The organism is Streptomyces sp. 142MFCol3.1 (assembly GCF_000424945.1).
In the GTDB taxonomy this organism is placed as follows: domain Bacteria; phylum Actinomycetota; class Actinomycetes; order Streptomycetales; family Streptomycetaceae; genus Streptomyces; species Streptomyces siamensis.
Genome location: NZ_AUKV01000016.1, coordinates 108,266 through 127,154, shown reverse-complemented (window position 1 = coordinate 127,154; position 18,889 = coordinate 108,266). Strand labels below are relative to the sequence as shown.

The 18,889-nt window shown below is 69.6% G+C and carries 14 protein-coding genes and 2 tRNA genes; 13 read left to right on the top strand and 3 right to left on the bottom strand.

The features are described 5' to 3' along the window. The first annotated feature begins 42 nt into the window (after positions 1-42). On the top strand, positions 43-498 hold the full coding sequence (locus H305_RS0124015; protein ID WP_234021017.1) for an HD domain-containing protein: 456 nt from the start codon (positions 43-45) through the stop codon (positions 496-498). A 133-nt stretch (positions 499-631) separates the two neighbouring features. On the opposite strand, the gene H305_RS0124010 is transcribed toward H305_RS0124015, so the two are convergent. After that, the gene (locus H305_RS0124010) at positions 632-1,810 is read right to left on the bottom strand and encodes an acyltransferase family protein (RefSeq protein WP_028802640.1); all 1,179 of its coding nucleotides are present in this window, start codon (positions 1,808-1,810) and stop codon (positions 632-634) included. 625 nt (positions 1,811-2,435) lie between these two features. Between H305_RS0124010 and H305_RS0124005 the strand changes: the two genes are divergently transcribed. Continuing rightward, entirely contained in the window at positions 2,436-2,630 is a 195-nt protein-coding gene (locus tag H305_RS0124005; RefSeq protein WP_028802639.1) for a hypothetical protein, read from the top strand. 76 nt (positions 2,631-2,706) lie between these two features. Next, positions 2,707-4,854, top strand: a complete 2,148-nt coding sequence (locus H305_RS0124000) for a serine/threonine-protein kinase (RefSeq protein WP_028802638.1) — start codon at positions 2,707-2,709, stop codon at positions 4,852-4,854. A 186-nt stretch (positions 4,855-5,040) separates the two neighbouring features. On the opposite strand, the gene H305_RS0123995 is transcribed toward H305_RS0124000, so the two are convergent. Further along, positions 5,041-5,114 (bottom strand) — tRNA-Gly (locus tag H305_RS0123995). Positions 5,115-5,266: 152 nt separating this feature from the next. On the opposite strand from H305_RS0123995, the gene H305_RS0123990 reads away from it, so the two are divergent. From H305_RS0123990 to clpX, 5 genes are all read left to right on the top strand, one after another. Next, positions 5,267-5,343, top strand: a tRNA-Pro gene (locus tag H305_RS0123990). 202 nt (positions 5,344-5,545) lie between these two features. Next, on the top strand, positions 5,546-6,931 hold the full coding sequence (gene tig, locus H305_RS0123985; protein ID WP_028802637.1) for a trigger factor: 1,386 nt from the start codon (positions 5,546-5,548) through the stop codon (positions 6,929-6,931). A gap of 634 nt (positions 6,932-7,565) precedes the next feature. Next, complete coding sequence (locus tag H305_RS0123980) at positions 7,566-8,174, top strand: ATP-dependent Clp protease proteolytic subunit (protein WP_028802636.1); 609 nt, start codon at positions 7,566-7,568, stop codon at positions 8,172-8,174. Positions 8,175-8,283: 109 nt separating this feature from the next. Beyond that, positions 8,284-8,964 (top strand): ATP-dependent Clp protease proteolytic subunit, encoded by a 681-nt coding sequence (locus H305_RS0123975; RefSeq protein ID WP_028802635.1) that lies wholly within the window; start codon positions 8,284-8,286, stop codon positions 8,962-8,964. A 160-nt stretch (positions 8,965-9,124) separates the two neighbouring features. Next, on the top strand, positions 9,125-10,411 hold the full coding sequence (gene clpX, locus H305_RS0123970; RefSeq protein WP_028802634.1) for an ATP-dependent Clp protease ATP-binding subunit ClpX: 1,287 nt from the start codon (positions 9,125-9,127) through the stop codon (positions 10,409-10,411). 544 nt (positions 10,412-10,955) lie between these two features. On the opposite strand, the gene H305_RS0123965 is transcribed toward clpX, so the two are convergent. Then, a complete protein-coding gene (locus H305_RS0123965) occupies positions 10,956-11,909 on the bottom strand; it encodes a hypothetical protein (RefSeq protein ID WP_028802633.1) in 954 nt (317 codons plus the stop codon). Positions 11,910-12,045: 136 nt separating this feature from the next. Here H305_RS0123965 and H305_RS0123960 point away from each other — a divergent pair, with 136 nt between their 5' ends. From H305_RS0123960 to H305_RS0123940, 5 genes are all read left to right on the top strand, one after another. Continuing rightward, positions 12,046-14,670, top strand: coding sequence for a valine--tRNA ligase (locus tag H305_RS0123960; protein ID WP_028802632.1), 2,625 nt, complete (start codon positions 12,046-12,048; stop codon positions 14,668-14,670). Between the two features lie 329 nt (positions 14,671-14,999). Beyond that, a complete protein-coding gene (folC, locus tag H305_RS0123955; RefSeq protein WP_028802631.1) occupies positions 15,000-16,538 on the top strand; it encodes a bifunctional tetrahydrofolate synthase/dihydrofolate synthase in 1,539 nt (512 codons plus the stop codon). A 5-nt stretch (positions 16,539-16,543) separates the two neighbouring features. Beyond that, positions 16,544-16,897 carry a DUF4233 domain-containing protein gene (locus H305_RS0123950; RefSeq protein WP_028802630.1) on the top strand — a complete coding sequence of 118 codons (354 nt, stop codon included), beginning with the start codon at positions 16,544-16,546 and terminating at the stop codon, positions 16,895-16,897. Positions 16,898-17,056: 159 nt separating this feature from the next. Further along, positions 17,057-17,470, top strand: a complete 414-nt coding sequence (gene ndk, locus H305_RS0123945) for a nucleoside-diphosphate kinase (RefSeq protein ID WP_028802629.1) — start codon at positions 17,057-17,059, stop codon at positions 17,468-17,470. 315 nt (positions 17,471-17,785) lie between these two features. After that, the gene (locus H305_RS0123940) at positions 17,786-18,805 is read left to right on the top strand and encodes a rod shape-determining protein (protein ID WP_028802628.1); all 1,020 of its coding nucleotides are present in this window, start codon (positions 17,786-17,788) and stop codon (positions 18,803-18,805) included. Positions 18,806-18,889: the final 84 nt, after the last annotated feature.

Genomic DNA, 18,889 nt, shown 5'->3' with positions numbered 1-18,889 from the left:
GCACGGGTCCCGAGCGGACCGGTGCGGGGTGACACTGGTGCCGTGACTCACACTCTCCTGACCCTCGCCGAAGTCGAGGCCCTCGCCCGTGAGGCGCACGCCGGCCAGACCGACAAGGCCGGGCGGCCCTACAGCGAGCACCTCCGGGCCGTGGCGGAGGGCGTCCGTGAACGCGGCGGCGACGACGAGCAGGTGGCCGCGGCCTGGCTGCACGACGCGGTCGAGGACGACGCGCTCTCCGAGGACTGGCTGCGCGAGGCCGCCCTGAGCCCGCGCACCAAGGACATCGTGCTGGCGGTGACGAAGCGGGAGGGCGAGGCGCCGGAGTCGTACGCGCGGCGCATCCGCACGACGCCGGGCGCCCTCCTGGTGAAGGCCTCGGACCTGGCGCACAACGCGGACCCGGTCCGGCTCGCCGTCCTCGACGAGCACACCCGGGCCCGGCTGACCAAGAAGTACGCGGCGATGCGCACCCTTCTGGGGCTCCCTCCCGGCTAGGACGCGACAGAGGCCGAACAGCGAAGTGCGGGCCCGGAGTTGTCTCCCGGACCCGCACTCCCGCCCGTCAGGGGGCCGTACGACCTGCCGATGTGTGCCGCACGAATCGCCGAGGTGTGCCGTTCGGCGCCGCCTACGCCCTGGCCTTCTCCCGCTCCCGGGCCAGCTCCTTGGCGTCCCGCTTGAAGGCCCACTCCATCCTCGGCTCCATCGCGAAGCGGAAGATCCGCTGGAAGGGCCGGGTGCAGAGCAGGGTGACCGCCGCGGCCGCGACGAGCGTCACGGCGATCTCGCCGAGCGGCTTGTGCAGCCAGGAGGGCTCGTACCAGCCCCAGTAGTCGGCGGCCTTGACCAGGAATCCGTGCAGCAGGTAGCCGTACAGAGTGCCCGCGCCCAGGGCCGTGAACCAGAAGGTGCGACGCGGGACCCAGGCGAAGAAGCAGGCGGTCAGCAGCAGCGAGCAGCCGAAGAGCGCGAAGGTCATGACCGCGCCGGACCACCACGGGGCGCCGAGGTCCTGCGCCGCGTCACGGTGGTAGAACCACGCCGTGTTCATCCGGGGCACCGCCCACCAGCCGACGGCGAGCGCGGCGGCGAGCACCGGAACCGACAGGATCCGCACCTCGCGCCGGCGCACCAGCTGGAAGTGCTCGGGCTTCATGACCAGACCCAGGACGAAGAACGGCAGGAACTGCAGGACGCGCTGGAGGTCCAAGTCGTCGCCGATGTCGGGCGACATCGAGGCCACCACCGCGATCGTCAGCGCGAGCGGCAGCGGCCAGCGGACCAGCTTCCACAGGGGTGCGGTCAGCCGCCAGACGAAGAGCGCGACCAGGAACCAGGTGAGGTACCAGGGGTCGAGCAGGGTGATCGATTGGCCGGGGTCCGGAGCGGCGTAGCGCTTGAAGAGGGAGTACGCCGTCTCGAAGAGGACGTACGGCACGAGCACGCCCGTGACCAGGCGCTTCAGCCGGTCGGGCCGCATGTCGAAACTGCGGGAGAAGTAGCCGGAGATGATGATGAAGGCCGGCATGTGGAAGGTGTACACGACCGTGTACATCGCATCGATGATGCGGCTCTGGTCCCTCAACGGCTCCCATGCGTGGCCCATGGCCACGAGCACGATCGCCAGGTACTTGGCGTTGTCGAAGAACGCGTCGCGCTGCTTGGCGGGCTTGGTGCCCGCCGGGGCGGCGTCACCGGCCGCTCTCGGGGTCTGCGGGGAGCGCGGGCTCGGTACTCCGTCCGCCGGCTCCTGTGCCGGGGGGAGTGGCGATCTGTGGTGGCCGATCGGTCGGAGCGAGTTCGTCACAGGCCCTCCCACCAAGCACTCGTGGAGAAGACCCTGGACCTCGCTGCGCGTGCGGGGGACGTGGCGGCGTGGAACATCTGAGGCACCCTAGCGTTGTATGTGCGAGTTAGTAAAACGCTCGACGTCATTCCTGCTTATCGCCTGCGAGTACCCCGTATTTGAAGAAGTGTGCCTGCCTCTTCGCAAGTGGTTCCACATACCGATCCGCTTACCGTATAGGGGTGTTCTGTCCTCTTTCATCCTGACTAAATGGTGCATAACGTTCGCGGGCGACTCTGGCGATATGTCCGATTGATTAGTCTTTCAGGGCGGCTTGCGCGGGTCCCGGTGTGCCCGTGGCAACAATTCGAATTACCTGCGAACAGGATGTGTGGACACGGCAACGGTCCCTCTGAATTACATCCGTCGTACTCGTGCGGGGGGAGCCTCGAATTGCCGTACGGGGCCACTCCGTTCACGCACCCCGAGGCGTTGCGCCTGTGCAGGTCGGGCGCATCCGTGGCCGACGATGCGTCACCGGCCGCATACGCAGGCCGGGTTGGTGGCACGATGGTTTCTGGCGGGGGTGTGCGGGGCTTGCACCTCCGGGCCGGGAGAGCGGACCGACCGTAGGGTGTGATCAGTTGTGGCCATTTCGCTGTCAGTGGTGCTGCTGTTGGCGATCATCCTTGTGGTGCTGATCCGAGGGGGATCGATCAAGGCGGGACCTGCCATAGTCGCGGTGCTCTTCGGCTTCTTCCTCGCGTCCACCGGCATGGCTCCGTCCATCAACCGCTTCCTCAACTCATTGGCGGAGACCATCAACTCGATCAGCTTCTGAGCGGAACCGGACGGATACGCTCGCCCTCGGAACACCGGCGGAAGCCGGGTGACGCGGAAGCGGGGGGCGTACGAGGATGGCGCTGCGTGCATCGGACCCGCCGGAGGTGGGCGGATACCGCATCGAGGACCGCCTCGGATCGGGCGGCATGGGCGTCGTCTACCTCGCACGCTCCGCCTCCGGCCGCCGCCTCGCGATCAAGGTCGTGCACGGCCAGTACGCCGACGACGACGAGTTCCGCACCCGCTTCAGCCGCGAGGTGGCCGCGGCCCGTCAGGTGAGCGGAGCCTTCACGGCCCCCGTCGTGGACGCGGACGCCGACGCGCCGCGCCCCTGGATGGCCACGCTCTACATACCGGGCGAGAACCTCGGAACCCGTGTGCGCGACCACGGCCCGCTGCCGCCGGACCGGCTGCGCGAGCTCGCCGCGGGCCTCGCCGAGGCGCTGCGCGACATCCATCGCGCCGGGGTCGTCCACCGCGACCTGAAACCGGCCAACGTGATGCTCGCCGACGACGGGCCCCGCGTCATCGACTTCGGGATCTCGCGCGCGGCCGAGTTCGGCGGCGCCGACGCGCTCACCCGGACCGGGCACGTGATGGGCACCCCGCCCTTCATGTCCCCTGAGCAGTTCTCGACCCCGCACGACGTCGGCCCGGCCGCCGACATCTTCTCCCTCGGCGCCGTCGTCGCCTACGCCGCCACCGGGCGCGGCCCCTTCGACAGCCCCAGCCCCTACGAGACGGCCACCCGTGTCGTCGAGGGCGCCCCAGAACTCGACGGACTGTCCGCCGGGCTGCGCCCCTTCGTCGAGCTGTGCCTGCACAAGCACCCCAAGTCCCGGCCGAACCCCGACGAACTCCTCACGCTCCTGCGCGACGGCACCCCTCCGAACCCGCGCCCCGGCCCGGCCCGACCCCCGTGCCGGGCCCCGGGCCCGCCCACCGGGCCCGGCCGCCCCCGGCGTCGCCGTCGCCTCCTCGTCGCCGCCTGCGCGGGCGCCCTGCTGCTCGCCGTCGCCGCCTCGGCCGCGGTCGTGCGGTACACCGGCGCCGGCCGCGTCCGCAGCGACCTGCCGCCCGGCTGGCGCCCGTGGCACGCCGCCGCGGAGCCGGCCTACCCCGCCGAGCGGGCCGGCGGGCCGTTCAGCGGCTGCGGTGCCGCCGGCAGGTCCCTGGTCTGCGCGGGGGACGACGTCAAGGCGGCCCGCTTCTCCCTCGCCACGGGCCGGCACGCGTGGACCCGGCCCGTCGACTCCACCCCCGACGACTTCGGCAGCGACGAGGGCTCCGTCCTGGGCACCCGCGCCGGCCACGTCTACGTCTACGCCAACGACGAGACGGAGTCCTCCGGGGGCCGGAAGACCGGCACGAGCCACGCCCACTACTCGGTCCAGTCGGTGGACGCCGCCACCGGGCAGGTGATCTGGCGCACCCGCACCGCCGATGGCGCCGGCGCCCTGGCTCCCGACCTCCAGGACGGCGGCGCCACGGCGGTCCCCGAGGGCGTCGTCACCGTCTTCGGCGACGACGCCCGCGCGTACGCGCTCCTCGACGCGGACGACGGCCGGATCCGCTGGACGCGGCCCATGCCCCGGGACACGGCCTGCGCCGTCGTGGCCGCCGCGCACCGCCCCTACCTGGTGTGCCGGGCCGACGACGCGGAGACCACCAGCGTGTCCGCCCTCGACACCGCCACCGGAAAGCCCCGCTGGACGGCCGTCGCCGAAGGCTCCCTCGACCTCCTCGGCCAGGACCACGGCCGCCTGATCCTCGCCGAGACGGCTCCGGAGACCGCCCACCGCGCGCTCACCACCGTGGACGCCACCACCCACCGGCTGCTCAGAGTCCCGCTCGCGCGCCCGCAGCCCGCCGGAGCGGCCGTCCACCTCGCACGCGGCACCCTCTACTTCACTCTCGGCAACGGCAGCGTCCGCGCCGTCTCCCCGCGCACCGGCCGCCAGGCCTGGGAGAGCAACTCGTCGGTGGAGTTCCCGGGCCCGCCGCTCGCCTCCGCCACCCATGTCTACGTCGCCTCGCCGAACGGCCGCCTCGCAGCCCTGGACCGCCGCACCGGCCGTGTCGACGCCACCCGCCCCGGCCGCAACGACGCCGGCCCCACCGGCATGGCCGCCTCCGGCGCCCCGCTCCTCCTGGTCGGCGACGCCCTGTACGTCCCGTACGGCACGCGCTGCGTGTACTCCGTCGACGTACGCCGCCTCTGAACGCCGGCTTCGAACGCCCGGACCGAACGCCGGACGCCGTGGCCGAACGCCGTCGCCGGAACGCCGGACGCCGTGGCCGAACGCCGTCGCCGGACGCCGCGGCCGGCGGGCGCGCCCGCGGGAGCCCTCCCGGAAACGCCTCAGGGCCAGGCGGAGGAGTGGTCCTCGGCCTGGCCCTGAGCCATGTGGAGCGGGCGACGGGAATCGAACCCGCGTAGCTAGTTTGGAAGACTAGGGCTCTACCATTGAGCTACGCCCGCACAAGCGGCGCCGCAGGTCAGTGACCGCGGCACAGGAGGCATCGTAGCGGGTCGAACCCCTCCGCCGCACACCCCGTTTCCACGTCGCCCGCACGCCGGGGAAATGCGGCAGCCGCACTGCCTGCGGGCATGTACCCTACGTGTCGCACCGACGGGGTGTGGCGCAGCTTGGTAGCGCGTCCGCTTTGGGAGCGGAAGGCCGTGGGTTCAAATCCCGCCACCCCGACCAGGAGCCGGAACCCCGCGGGGCTCCGACCCTCCGAAGATCACCTTTTGGGGCGTGTACCGCCTGCGGTTACTATGCAAGCTGCGCGCCCGTGTGTCTGCACTCTCACGTCTCTCAAGGGCCGCGAATCCGCTGAAGGCCCTGCCGGTTCCGGCGGGAGCACGCAGTAGAACCCCCAAGAAGTCAGCCACAAGGAGACCGAACCGTGAAGAGCGCCGTGGAGAACCTGAACCCGACCCGGGTTCGGCTCACTGTCGAGGTGCCCTTCGAGGAGCTCAAGGACAGCCTCGACGCGGCGTACAAGAAGATCAACCAGCAGGTCACGGTGAAGGGCTTCCGGAAGGGCAAGATCCCGGCGCGCGTCATCGACCAGCGGTTCGGTCGGGGCGCCGTACTCGAGGAGGCCGTCAACGACGCGCTCCCGAAGTTCTACACCGAAGCGGTCAACGAGGCTGAGCTGAATGTCCTCGGCCAGCCCGAGGTCGACATCACGGAGCTGAAGGACGGCGAGACGCTGAACTTCACCGCCGAGGTCGACGTCCGCCCCGCCATCGAGATCCCGGACTACTCCGGCATCGAGGTCGAGGTCGACGCAGTCGAGGTCAGCGAGGAGGACATCGACAAGGCCGTCTCCGACCTGCGCGAGCGCTTCGCGTCGACCTCCCCGGTCGAGCGCGCCGCCGACGAGGGCGACGTCGTCACCATCGACCTGGAGGCCAAGGTCGACGGCGAGGTGCTGGAGGACGGCATCGCCAGCGGTGTCTCCTACACCATCGGCTCCGGCGAGCTGCTCGACGGCATCGACGACGCCGTGAAGGGCCTGGAGGCCGGTGGCGAGGCCACCTTCACCTCCGAGCTCAAGGGCGGCTCCGCCGCCGGCAAGGAGGCCGAGGTCGCCGTCAAGGTCACCCAGGTCGCCGCGCGTGAACTCCCCGAGCTGGACGACGACTTCGCGCAGCTCGCCTCCGAGTTCGACACCCTCGACGAGCTCAAGGCGGACAGCCGCAAGCGCCTCGAGAACATGAAGCAGTACGACCAGGCCACGCAGGCCCAGGAGCGCGTCCTGGAGAAGCTGCTCGAGCTGGTCGAGGTGCCCGTCCCCGAGAAGCTGCTCGAGGACGAGATCAACACCCGCAAGCACAACCTGGAGCACCACCAGCTCGGCCAGATGGGCCTCGACCTCGCGAAGTACCTGGAGATCCAGGGCAAGACCGAGGAAGAGTTCGACGCCGAGACCAAGGAAGCGGCGATCAAGGGCATCAAGACGCAGTTCGTCCTTGACGAGCTCGTCAACAAGGAGAAGCTGAACGTCAACCAGGAGGAGCTCACCGAGCACCTCATGCGGCGCGCGGCCTCCTCCGGCATGTCCCCCGACCAGTTCGCCCAGGCCGTCGTCGAGGGCGGCCAGGTGCCGATGCTCGTCGGCGAGGTCGCCCGCGGCAAGGCCCTCGCGGTCGTCGTCGAGGCCGCCACGGTCAAGGACACCAACGGCGAGATCGTCGACCTGGACGACGAGGAGGAGGAGACGGAGACGGCCACCGAGGCCGCGGACGCCTCCGCCGACGCCTCCGAGGAGACGACCGAGGCCTGATCGCCTCGTTGCACGCCGTGATGGCCCCCGGGACCTGTGTCCCGGGGGCCATCGGGCCTTCAGGGGCCGCGGGGGACCTCGACCGGCCCCTGGGAGGCCGTAGCGGCTGGTGGGCTGGTCCGGGAGGCCGCAGCGGCCGGTGGACCGGTCCGGGAGGCCGCAGCGGGCGGGCTGGTGGACCGGTCCCGGTGGCCGCACCGGCTGGTGGACCGGTCCCGGTGGCCGCACCGGCTGGTGGACCGGTCCCGGAGGTCACACCCGCAGGGGCCGAAGCCCCCGAAGGCCGCAGCCGCCGCCGGACCCCGGTCGTGGCGGGCGCGGCCGTGGGGGGGCGGTGGTCGCTCGCGGGTTTCCCCGTGCCCCTTTCGGGAGGCGCGGCCGCGGGCGCCGGTGACGGGCCGGGCCTGGGAGAATCCCCGCCCGGACCAGCGGAGCGCATGCGCTCACAGCGAACAGTTCCCTCTGCGGGATTCCCCGGAGGGAGCCGCGCGTTAGGGTCCATGAATACGAGGGCAGGGGAGTCCCCGGACGCCGCCGGGAGGCGGCACGGAACCCGGGGTCCCAGGCCCCTGCAGAAGACGTGAGACGGCCCGGCGCCGTCGTAAGACGAGCAGGTGGATACGTGACGAATCTGATGCCCTCCGCCGCCGGTGAGCCCAACTTCGGTGGTGGCCTCGGCGACCAGGTCTACAACCGGCTGCTCAACGAGCGGATCATCTTCCTCGGCCAGCCGGTGGACGACGACATCGCCAACAAGATCACCGCGCAGCTGCTGCTCCTTGCCTCCGACCCGGACAAGGACATCTACCTCTACATCAACAGCCCCGGCGGATCGATCACGGCCGGCATGGCGATCTACGACACCATGCAGTACATCAAGAACGACGTGGTGACGATCGCCATGGGCATGGCGGCCTCGATGGGCCAGTTCCTGCTCAGTGCCGGTACCCCCGGCAAGCGCTTCGCCCTGCCGAACGCCGAGATCCTGATCCACCAGCCCTCCGCGGGCCTCGCCGGCTCCGCGTCGGACATCAAGATCCACGCCGAGCGGCTGCTGCACACCAAGAAGCGGATGGCGGAGCTGACCTCCTTCCACACCGGGCAGACGGTCGAGCAGATCACTCGTGACTCGGACCGCGACCGCTGGTTCGACCCGATCGAGGCCAAGGAGTACGGCCTCATCGACGACATCATGCCCACCGCTGCCGGTATGCCGGGCGGCGGCGGCACCGGGGCGGCGTAACCGGCGTACGCGGCGCACTGTGGCGCGAGCCGGAGTGCATCGACGTACACGCGCCCCTCAAGCCCCCAGCCGACCGCCTCAGCCCTTTTCAGGCTCTTCAGGAGACACAGTGAACGACTTCCCCGGCAGCGGCCTCTACGCCCGCACGCAGGCCGAGTACACCGGCCCTCGCGCGGAGTCCCGCTACGTCATCCCGCGCTTCGTCGAGCGCACCTCGCAGGGCGTGCGCGAGTACGACCCGTACGCGAAGCTCTTCGAGGAGCGCGTGATCTTCCTCGGCGTGCAGATCGACGACGCCTCCGCCAACGACGTCATGGCACAGCTGCTGTGCCTGGAGTCGATGGACCCCGACCGTGACATCTCGGTCTACATCAACAGCCCCGGCGGCTCTTTCACGGCGCTCACGGCCATCTACGACACGATGCAGTTCGTGAAGCCGGACATCCAGACGGTCTGCATGGGCCAGGCCGCCTCGGCCGCCGCGATCCTGCTGGCCGCCGGCACCCCGGGCAAGCGCATGGCGCTGCCGAACGCCCGTGTGCTGATCCACCAGCCCTACAGCGAGACCGGCCGCGGCCAGGTCTCGGACCTCGAGATCGCGGCGAACGAGATCCTCCGGATGCGTTCGCAGCTGGAAGAGATGCTGGCCAAGCACTCGACCACGCCGATCGAGAAGATCCGCGAGGACATCGAGCGCGACAAGATCCTCACCGCCGAGGACGCGCTCGAGTACGGTCTGATCGACCAGATCATCTCCACCCGGAAGATGAACAACTCCGCGGTCGTGTGACGTATCGCTGTACCGTCTGTCGCTCCTTGGCGTGGTGCACGACAAAGTGAACCACGCCAAGGGGGGCCCGAACGGGGGGCTCGGCAAGGTACCGTCGGACATAAGGCAGCACCAGGAGCCGCTGGACCTAGGCGTCTCCCAGGCGAAGGGGAAGCACACCGTGGCACGCATCGGTGACGGCGGCGATCTGCTCAAGTGCTCGTTCTGTGGCAAGAGCCAGAAGCAGGTCAAGAAGCTCATCGCAGGCCCCGGTGTGTACATCTGCGACGAGTGCATCGATCTCTGCAACGAGATCATCGAAGAGGAGCTCGCGGAGACGAGCGAGGTGCGGTGGGAGGAACTCCCCAAGCCCCGCGAGATCTACGAGTTCCTGGAGGGGTACGTGGTCGGCCAGGAGTCGGCCAAGAAGGCCCTCTCGGTCGCGGTGTACAACCACTACAAGCGCGTCCAGGCCGGCGAGAACAGCACCGGCCAGAACCGTGACGACGCCATCGAGTTGGCGAAGTCGAACATCCTGCTGCTCGGCCCCACGGGCTCGGGCAAGACGCTCCTGGCGCAGACCCTGGCCCGGATGCTGAACGTGCCGTTCGCCATCGCCGACGCGACCGCGCTGACCGAGGCGGGGTATGTCGGCGAGGACGTCGAGAACATCCTGCTGAAGCTCATCCAGGCGGCGGACTACGACGTCAAGAAGGCCGAGACCGGCATCATCTACATCGACGAGATCGACAAGGTCGCCCGCAAGAGCGAGAACCCGTCGATCACGCGTGACGTGTCCGGTGAGGGCGTCCAGCAGGCCCTGCTGAAGATCCTCGAGGGCACCACCGCCTCCGTACCGCCCCAGGGCGGCCGTAAGCACCCGCACCAGGAGTTCATCCAGATCGACACGACGAACGTCCTGTTCATCGTGGGCGGTGCCTTCGCGGGCCTGGAGAAGCTCATCGAGGCGCGGGCGGGCGCGAAGGGCATCGGATTCGGTGCGACCATCCGCTCCAAGCGGGAGCTGGAGTCCAAGGACCAGTTCGAGGACGTCATGCCCGAGGACCTGGTCAAGTTCGGCATGATCCCCGAGTTCATCGGGCGTCTGCCCGTCATCACCTCGGTCCACAACCTGGACCGCGAGGCCCTGCTCCAGATCCTCGTCGAGCCGCGCAACGCACTGGTGAAGCAGTACCAGCGCCTCTTCGAACTCGACGGCGTGGAGCTGGACTTCGAGCGTGAGGCACTGGAGGCCATCGCCGACCAGGCCATCCTCCGTCAGACCGGTGCGCGTGGTCTGCGCGCCATCATGGAGGAAGTCCTGATGTCCGTGATGTACGAGGTCCCGTCGCGCAAGGACGTCGCCCGGGTCGTCATCACGGCGGACGTCGTCCACTCGAACGTGAACCCCACCCTGATCCCCCGCGATGCCCGCCGCGGCGGCTCGGGAGAGCAGAAGACGGCGTAGCAGGGGAGCACAGCTTGTGTGGGGCGCCGACGGACTCGTCGGCGCCCCTCACGCCGTAATCCTGCTTGTGATGTCCACCTCATCCTCTGGACGCCCCGTATCGGTGGGGGCCGGGTCCGTTCCGCGGCATCCCCTTTCCGTGGCGAGGCCGCCCCCCTCGTCGGTTGACAGCGAAACGGGAGCAACGGACATGAAGTTGAGGCGCGCGGTGACAGCGCTGTGAGTGGTGGGCGCCGCCGGTCCGGTGCCGTTGGTCATCGCCACCGCCACCGCCACCGCGGCCCAGGCCGATCACAGCACCTGCGTCAACTACACAGGCGACCACGGGTATCGAGTGGGACCGAAGGTCAAGGCAGCCTGCACGACAAGGCCCTCGACATGCCCATCGGCGAAGTCGCCGACCCCTTCTGCCTGAAGGGCCCGCTGACGATTCACGTCAGGAACGACGACGCGCAAGCCGCCTGTAAAAGGCCTGACGGTCCGGCTCATGGCAGAGGCGCCCGGCACTGTGTGCCGGGCGCCTCTGCGGTGCGTGCGTGCGAGGTCAGATCTTGACCCGGATGTCCTTGCGGAGGTCCGCGGTGACCTGCGCGGACTTCTCCATGCTCACGCCTTGGCCGCCCTCCGCCGCCACGCCGAAGCCGAGTGTGCTGTAGTCGGCCCACATGCACAGGTACTGCGTGTCGGTCTTGCCCGTCGCCGGGTTGGGGGCCTTGGCCTCCTGGCACTTCATGAGCGCGCCGTCAAGGCCCTCCGGGCTCACGGACTTCGCCTCGCCCACGAACTCGACCTCGGAGGAGGACGAGTCCTTGTCGGCGTCCTTCTTCATGTTGGTGAGCGCGGCGTCGAGGGCCGCGGCCGGGTCCTTCACCTTGCCGTAGAGCCCGGAGAAGCTGACGGCCTTCGAACCGGCGATCACCGTGGGGTCCTTCAGCGAGTCGGGGTCGTTCAGGTCGATCGTGGAGTAGATCGCGCTGACCGACTTGGCGTTCGTGATGCCGCTGGCGGCGAGGTCCTTGGCGTCACCGGAGGTCGGATCCTCCGGCTGCTTCTCCTTGCCCATCCGCTTGTACTCGCCGTTGATGACCTTCTCCGGCGTCGTCAGCTTGTGCGGGCCGTCGTCCGCGACGTCCGAGCCGCCGCCTCCGCCGCCGATCACGAAGTACGCGCCCACCGCGATCGCCGCGACGACCGCGACCGCGCCGATGATGAGGCCGGTCTTCTTCTTGCCGCCGTCCGGGGCCGGCGGCTGCGGCACGGCGCCGTAGAGCTGCTGGCCGTACGGCTGCTGGCCGTAGGGAGGGGTCTGCGGCGGGACGCCCTGGGGGGCCTGCTGCGGGTAGCCGTAGCCGGGCTGCTGCGCGGGCGGTGCCTGCTGGGGGTAGCCGTAGCCGGGCTGGGGGGCCTGCGGCGGCTGCTGGCCGTACGGGCCCGGCTGACCGTACGGTCCGGGCTGCTGGGGCTGCCCGCCGTACGGGCCCGGCTGGTTGTAGCTCATTACTGGGTTCCCCTCCAGATGCTTATGTGTTCCGAACATCCTGGCGCACAGGTCAGGCGCCCCACCCCCCGGGGCCCGCACCGTTACGAAAGAATCGTGTTTCGGGACAGGGGTGTGACGCCCCTAAACTGACCCCGTGACCGACAACGCTCAGCAGCAGCCGCCAGCATCCACTCCCGAACTGCCGACCCAGTACGCGCCGGCCGAGGTAGAGGGGAAGCTGTACGAGCGCTGGGTGGACAAGGGGTACTTCGCCGCCGACGCGAAGAGCGAGAAGCCGGCGTACACCATCGTCATCCCCCCGCCGAACGTGACCGGTTCCCTGCACCTGGGCCACGCCTTCCAGCACACGCTGATGGACGCCCTCATCCGCCGCAGGCGCATGCAGGGGTACGAGGCCCTGTGGCTGCCCGGCATGGACCACGCCGGCATCGCCACGCAGAACAAGGTCGAGCAGCAGCTCGCCGAGGAGGGCAAGTCCCGGCAGGACCTCGGGCGCGAGGAGTTCGTCGAGCGTGTCTGGCAGTGGAAGGAAGAGTACGGCGGCAAGATCCTCGGCCAGATGCGGCGCCTCGGGGACGGCGTCGACTGGGACCGCGAGCGGTTCACCATGGACGAGGGCCTGTCGAAGGCCGTCCAGACCATCTTCAAGAAGCTGTACGACGATGAGCTGATCTACCGCGCCGAGCGCATCATCAACTGGTGCCCGCGCTGTCTGACGGCGATCTCGGACATCGAGGTCGAGTACCAGGAGGACGACGGCGAGCTCGTCTCCATCAAGTACGGGGAGGGCGACGAGACCCTCGTGGTCGCCACCACCCGTGCCGAGACGATGCTCGGCGACACCGCCGTCGCCGTCCACCCCGACGACGAGCGGTACAAGCACCTGGTGGGCAAGCGGATCAAGCTGCCGCTCACCGACCGGAGCATCCCCGTCGTCGCCGACACCCACGTCGACCCCGAGTTCGGCACCGGTGCCGTCAAGGTCACCCCCGCCCACGACCCGAACGACTTCGCGATCGGCCAGCGCCACGGCCTGGAGTCGATCACGGTCATGGACGAGCGGGCCGTCATCACCGTTCACGGGCCTTTCCAGGGCCTGGACCGTTTCGAGGCACGCAGCACCATCGTCGCGGCGCTGCGCTCGCAGGGCCGGATCGTCGCCGAGAAGCGCCCGTACGTCCACTCCGTGGGCCACTGCTCGCGCTGCCGGACGACCGTCGAGCCGCGCCTGTCCATGCAGTGGTGGGTCAAGGTCGGCCCGCTGGCGCAGGCCGCCGGTGACGCGGTCCGTGACGGCCGGGTCGCCATCCACCCCGCCGACATGTCGAAGCGCTACTTCGACTGGGTCGACAACATGCACGACTGGTGCATCTCGCGCCAGCTGTGGTGGGGTCACCGCATCCCCGTCTGGTACGGGCCGGACGGCGAGGTCGTCTGCGTCGGTCCCGACGAGGAGGCGCCGACCGGTGAGGGCTGGCGTCAGGACACCGACGTCCTCGACACCTGGTTCTCCTCGGGTCTGTGGCCGTTCTCCACGCTCGGCTGGCCGGAGAACACCCCCGACCTGCAGAAGTTCTATTCGACCGACGTCCTGCTCACCGGCCACGACATCATCTTCTTCTGGGTCGCCCGGATGATGATGTTCGGTCTGTACGCGATGGACGGCGAGGTCCCGTTCAAGACCATCGCCCTCACCGGCCTGGTCCGCGACGAGCGCGGCAAGAAGATGTCGAAGTCCTTCGGCAACGTCGTCGACCCGCTCGACTGGATGGACAAGTACGGCTCCGACGCCGTCCGCTTCACCCTGGCCCGCGGTGCCAACCCCGGTACGGACGTGCCGATCGGCGAGGACTGGGTCCAGGCGTCCCGGAACTTCGCCAACAAGATCTGGAACGCCACCCGCTTCGCGCTGATGAACGGCGCGACGGTCGAGGGCCCGCTCCCCGAACCGGAGAAGCTGTCGGCGACCGACCGCTGGATCCTGTCCCGGCTCAACAAGACCGTGGCCGCGGTCGACGCGTTCTACGAGGACTTCCAGTTCGCGAAGCTCTCCGACGCTCTCTACCACTTCGCCTGGGACGAGGTCTTCGACTGGTACGTCGAACTGTCCAAGACGACGTTCATGGGCGGCGGCGAGCCCGCGAAGGTCTCCGGCCGGGTCCTCGGCGAGGTCCTGGACGTGACCCTGCGTCTCCTCCACCCGATCGTCCCGTTCGTCACGGAGACCCTCTGGACCACCCTCACCGGTGGCGAGTCGGTCGTCATCGCCGCGTGGCCCAAGGACAGCGGTTTCCGCGACGCCGCCGCCGAGCGTGAGATCGAGACGCTCCAGCAGGTCATCACGGAGGTCCGCCGCTTCCGCGCCGACCAGGGCCTCCAGCCCGGCCAGCGCGTCCCGGCCCGGCTGACGCTCGACGGCACGGCGTTCGCCCCGCACGAGGCGGCCATCCGCCAGCTGCTGCGTCTTCAGCCGGAGGGCGAGGGCTTCTCGGCCACGGCGACCCTGCCGGTCGCGGGCGCCGAGGTCGCCCTCGACCTGTCGGGCACCATCGACGTGGCCGCGGAGCGCAAGCGCCTCGCGAAGGACCTCGCGGCCGCCGAGAAGGAGAAGGCCCAGGCGAACGCCAAGCTCGGCAACGAGGCCTTCCTCGCCAAGGCGCCGGACAACGTCGTGGAGAAGATCCGCACGCGGCTCGCCAAGGCGGACGAGGACATCGCCCGTATCCAGGCACAGCTGGACCGCCTGCCCGAGGCGTAGGCGCCGGCGCGTGACACCCCGGGGAGCCCTGCTCCCCGGGGTGTCACGCTGTCTGGCGTCTCCAGCTCCCGGGGCGTCCTCCCGCCCCGTGCGGGGGGCGACCGGGGTGTCCTCCAGCCGTGCGGGGCCCGGCGATGGAGAGGTCCTCCCGCCCCTCCGGCGCCCGGCGGGCGCGGCGCGCTCCAGCCTGTACGGCGCCCGGGGCCGAGGTCGTACGCGCCCGTGCGGGGGCCCGGGAAGCCCCACGTGTTCGGACCCCGGACGGGTCGGGCGGATGGGGCGAAAACCCCACACGAACACAAGCCCGCGGCGCTCCGTAGACTGGCCTCGTGAGTGACCTGCCCCCGCACGACAGCAGCGAGCCGGACGAGCCGGAGCCCCGCGATCCGCTGGGTCTCTTCGACGAGATCGTCGCGGCCGAGACCGACCGAGACCCCGACCTGGCGGTGATCGAGGCCGGCAGCCGCACCCTGCGCACCCAGGGCGGTGGCGCCTCGACGGCCGACGTCCCCGCGCGCCCCGCCGACCCCGAGGTCGACAAGGCGCTGCGCGAGGTCGAGGCGGAGCTCGCGACCCGCTGGGGCGAGACCAAGCTGGAGCCGTCCGTCGCCCGGATCGCCGCCCTGATGGACGTGCTCGGGGAGCCGCAGCGCGCCTACCCCTCCATCCACATCACCGGGACGAACGGCAAGACGTCCACGGCCCGCATGATCGAGACCCTCCTCGGCGCCTTCGACCTGCGCACCGGGCGGTACACCAGCCCGCACGTGCAGTCGGTCACCGAGCGGATCAGCCTGGACGGGGCGCCGATCTCCGCCGAGCGGTTCATCGAGACGTACGAGGACATCAAGCCGTACGTGGAGATGGTCGACTCGCAGCAGGAGTACCGGCTGTCCTTCTTCGAGGTGCTGACGGGCATGGCGTACGCGGCCTTCGCGGACGCGCCGGTCGACGTGGCCGTCGTCGAGGTCGGCATGGGCGGCAGCTGGGACGCCACCAACGTGATCGACGGTGACGTCGCCGTGGTGACGCCCATCGACCTCGACCACACCGACCGGCTCGGCGGCACGCCCGGCGAGATCGCCGTCGAGAAGGCCGGCATCGTCAAGCAGGGTGCGACCGTCATCCTGGCGCAGCAGCCGGTCGACGCGGCCCAGGTGCTGCTGAAGAAGGCCGTGGAGGTCGACGCCACCGTCGCCCGCGAGGGCCTGGAGTTCGGCGTCGCCGCACGGCAGGTCGCCGTCGGCGGACAGCTGGTGACGCTGCGCGGGCTCGGCGGGGAGTACGAGGACGTCTTCCTGCCGCTGCACGGGGCGTACCAGGCGCACAACGCGGCCGTGGCGCTCGCCGCGGTCGAGGCGTTCTTCGGCGTCGGCGCCGCCCGCGCCGAGCGGCTCGACATCGACACCGTCCGCAAGGCCTTCGCCTCGGTCTCCTCGCCGGGCCGCCTGGAGATCGTGCGCCGCTCGCCGACCGTCGTCCTGGACGCCGCGCACAATCCGGCCGGAGCCCGCGCCACCGCCGAGGCCGTCAGCGAGGTCTTCGACTTCAGCCGGCTGATCGGTGTCGTCGGCGCGAGCGGCGACAAGAACGTACGCGGGTTGCTGGAGGCCTTCGAGCCGATCTTCGCCGAGGTCGTCGTGACGCAGAACTCCAGCCATCGCGCGATGGACGTGGACGAGCTGGCCGGGATCGCCGTCGAGATCTTCGGCGACGAGCGGGTGCAGGTCGAGCCGCGGCTCGACGACGCCCTGGAGGCCGCGATCACGCTCGCCGAGGAGGAGGGCGAGTACGCGGGCGGAGGCGTCCTCGTCACCGGCTCGGTCATCACGGTCGGCGAGGCCCGGCTGCTGCTGGGGAGGGGCTGACCCACATGCGTACGCTCTGCGCTTCGACGCTGATCGGCGAGTTCTTCGTGATCGGTTTCGCCGGGCTCGTCGCCATGAAGGACCCGGATCTGTCGACGTCCACGGTGTGGACCGTCAGCGGGATCGTCATGGCGTTGAGCGTGCTGCTCTGCGGCATGATCACCCGGCCCGGAGGTGTCCAGCTCGGCTGGGCGCTGCAGATCGCGCTGATCGCCGGCGGGTTCGTGGTGCCGTCCATGTTCTTCCTCGGCGCGATCTTCGCGGCCCTGTGGTGGGCGTCCGTCCACTACGGTCGCAAGATCGACGAGGCGAAGGCGAGGTTCGCCGCCCAGGCGGAGGCCGGCGGCAACACGGCGTAGCCGCCCGCGACTTGTCCCTCCCGTGCGGCGCGCGGGAGGGCCCGTTCCGGGAGGCCGGGCGCGTCCGGCGCCCGTCACACCTGACTCTGCGTAACAGGCACCCGGACACGCCCTGTAGCCTCGGTCCCCCGCACACTTGTGACCTGAAGGAGCCACCCCGTGAGCCAGCGCACCCTCGTCCTCCTCAAGCCCGATGCCGTCCGTCGGGGACTGACCGGCGAGATCATCAGCCGTATCGAGCGCAAGGCCGGCTGGCAGATCACCGCGCTGGAGCTGCGGACGCTGGACCAGGACACGCTGGAGCAGCACTACGGCGAGCACAAGGGCAAGCCCTTCTACGAGCCGCTGGTGGCGTTCATGTCCTCGGGCCCCGTCGTGGCGCTGGTCGTCGAGGGCGAGCGCGTCGTCGAGGGTGTGCGGGCGCTGGCCGGTCCGACCGACCCGATCGCCGCGGCCCCGGGCTCCATCCGCGGTGACTTCGGTGTCATCGTCCGTGAGAACCTGATCCACGCGTCGGACTCCGAGGAGTCGGCCGAGCGTGAGCTGAAGATCTTCTTCCCGGGTCGCGCCTGAGGGTCTCGGGCGTCAAGTTTTCGAATTATTTTCTGAGGGCCCGTCACGTCACTCGGATGCCTGACCTGGGACGGCCGACGGTTTTCGGCCGTCCCGTGGCATATGCGCGGCGATCGGGGGAACGCATGCCTCCGATGGCCCGTCTCCAGAAGCGAGGCGGTTCGTCATCTGCTGACAATGGCGAAGACCCTCGCGCAGTGTTCGGGCAGGCGCGTCTACGATGGAAGCCTTCACGTCACTGCACCCACCTCGCCGTCCTAAAAAGCCGTCAAAGCTCCACTTGGGAAGGCCAGACGAATCCTGATGGGGAACTCAATGTCGTTCATCGGCCGTGACATGGCTGTCGACCTCGGGACCGCCAACACGCTGGTGTACGTCAGGGGTCGCGGGATCGTACTCAACGAGCCGTCCGTCGTCGCGATCAACACCAACACCGGTGGGATCCTGGCGGTCGGCGCGGAAGCGAAGAAGATGATCGGCCGGACGCCGGGAAACATCGTGGCCGTGCGTCCGCTGAAGGACGGTGTGATCGCCGACTTCGAGATCACCGAGCGCATGCTCCGCTACTTCATCCTGAAGATCCACAAGCGGCGCTACCTCGCCCGTCCCCGTGTCGTCGTCTGTGTGCCCTCCGGCATCACCGGCGTCGAGCGCCGTGCCGTCATCGAGGCGTCGTCCCAGGCCGGCGCCCGCCAGGTGCACATCATCGAGGAGCCCATGGCCGCGGCCATCGGATCCGGCCTGCCGGTCCACGAGGCCACGGGCAACATGGTGGTGGACATCGGCGGCGGCACCACGGAGGTCGCGGTCATCTCGCTCGGCGGCATCGTCACCGCCCAGTCCATCCGCGTCGCGGGCGACGAGCTGGACAATGCGATCATCCAGCACATCAAGAAGGAGTACAGCCTCCTCCTCGGTGAGCGCACCGCCGAACAGATCAAGATCACGATCGGTTCGGCGTACGACCTGGACGCTGACGAGCACACCGAAATCCGTGGCCGGGACCTGGTATCCGGACTGCCCAAGACCGTCGTCATCTCCGCGGCCGAGGTCCGCAAGGCGATCGAGGAGCCGGTCAACGCGATCGTCGACGCCGTGAAGACGACGCTCGACAAGTGCCCCCCCGAGCTCTCCGGCGATGTGATGGACCGCGGAATCGTTCTGACCGGCGGCGGCGCTCTGCTGCGCGGTCTCGACGAGAGGCTGCGGCGCGAGACCGGCATGCCGATCCACATCGCCGAGGACCCGCTGGACAGCGTGGCGCTCGGTTCCGGCAAGTGTGTCGAGGAGTTCGAGGCGCTCCAGCAGGTCCTGGACGCCCAGCCCCGCAGATGACGTAACACTTCGATTCCGCCGTACGAGATCATCCCTTCTCGTGCGGCGGATCGTTGATATGGAGGCATAAACTCCTCCGACATA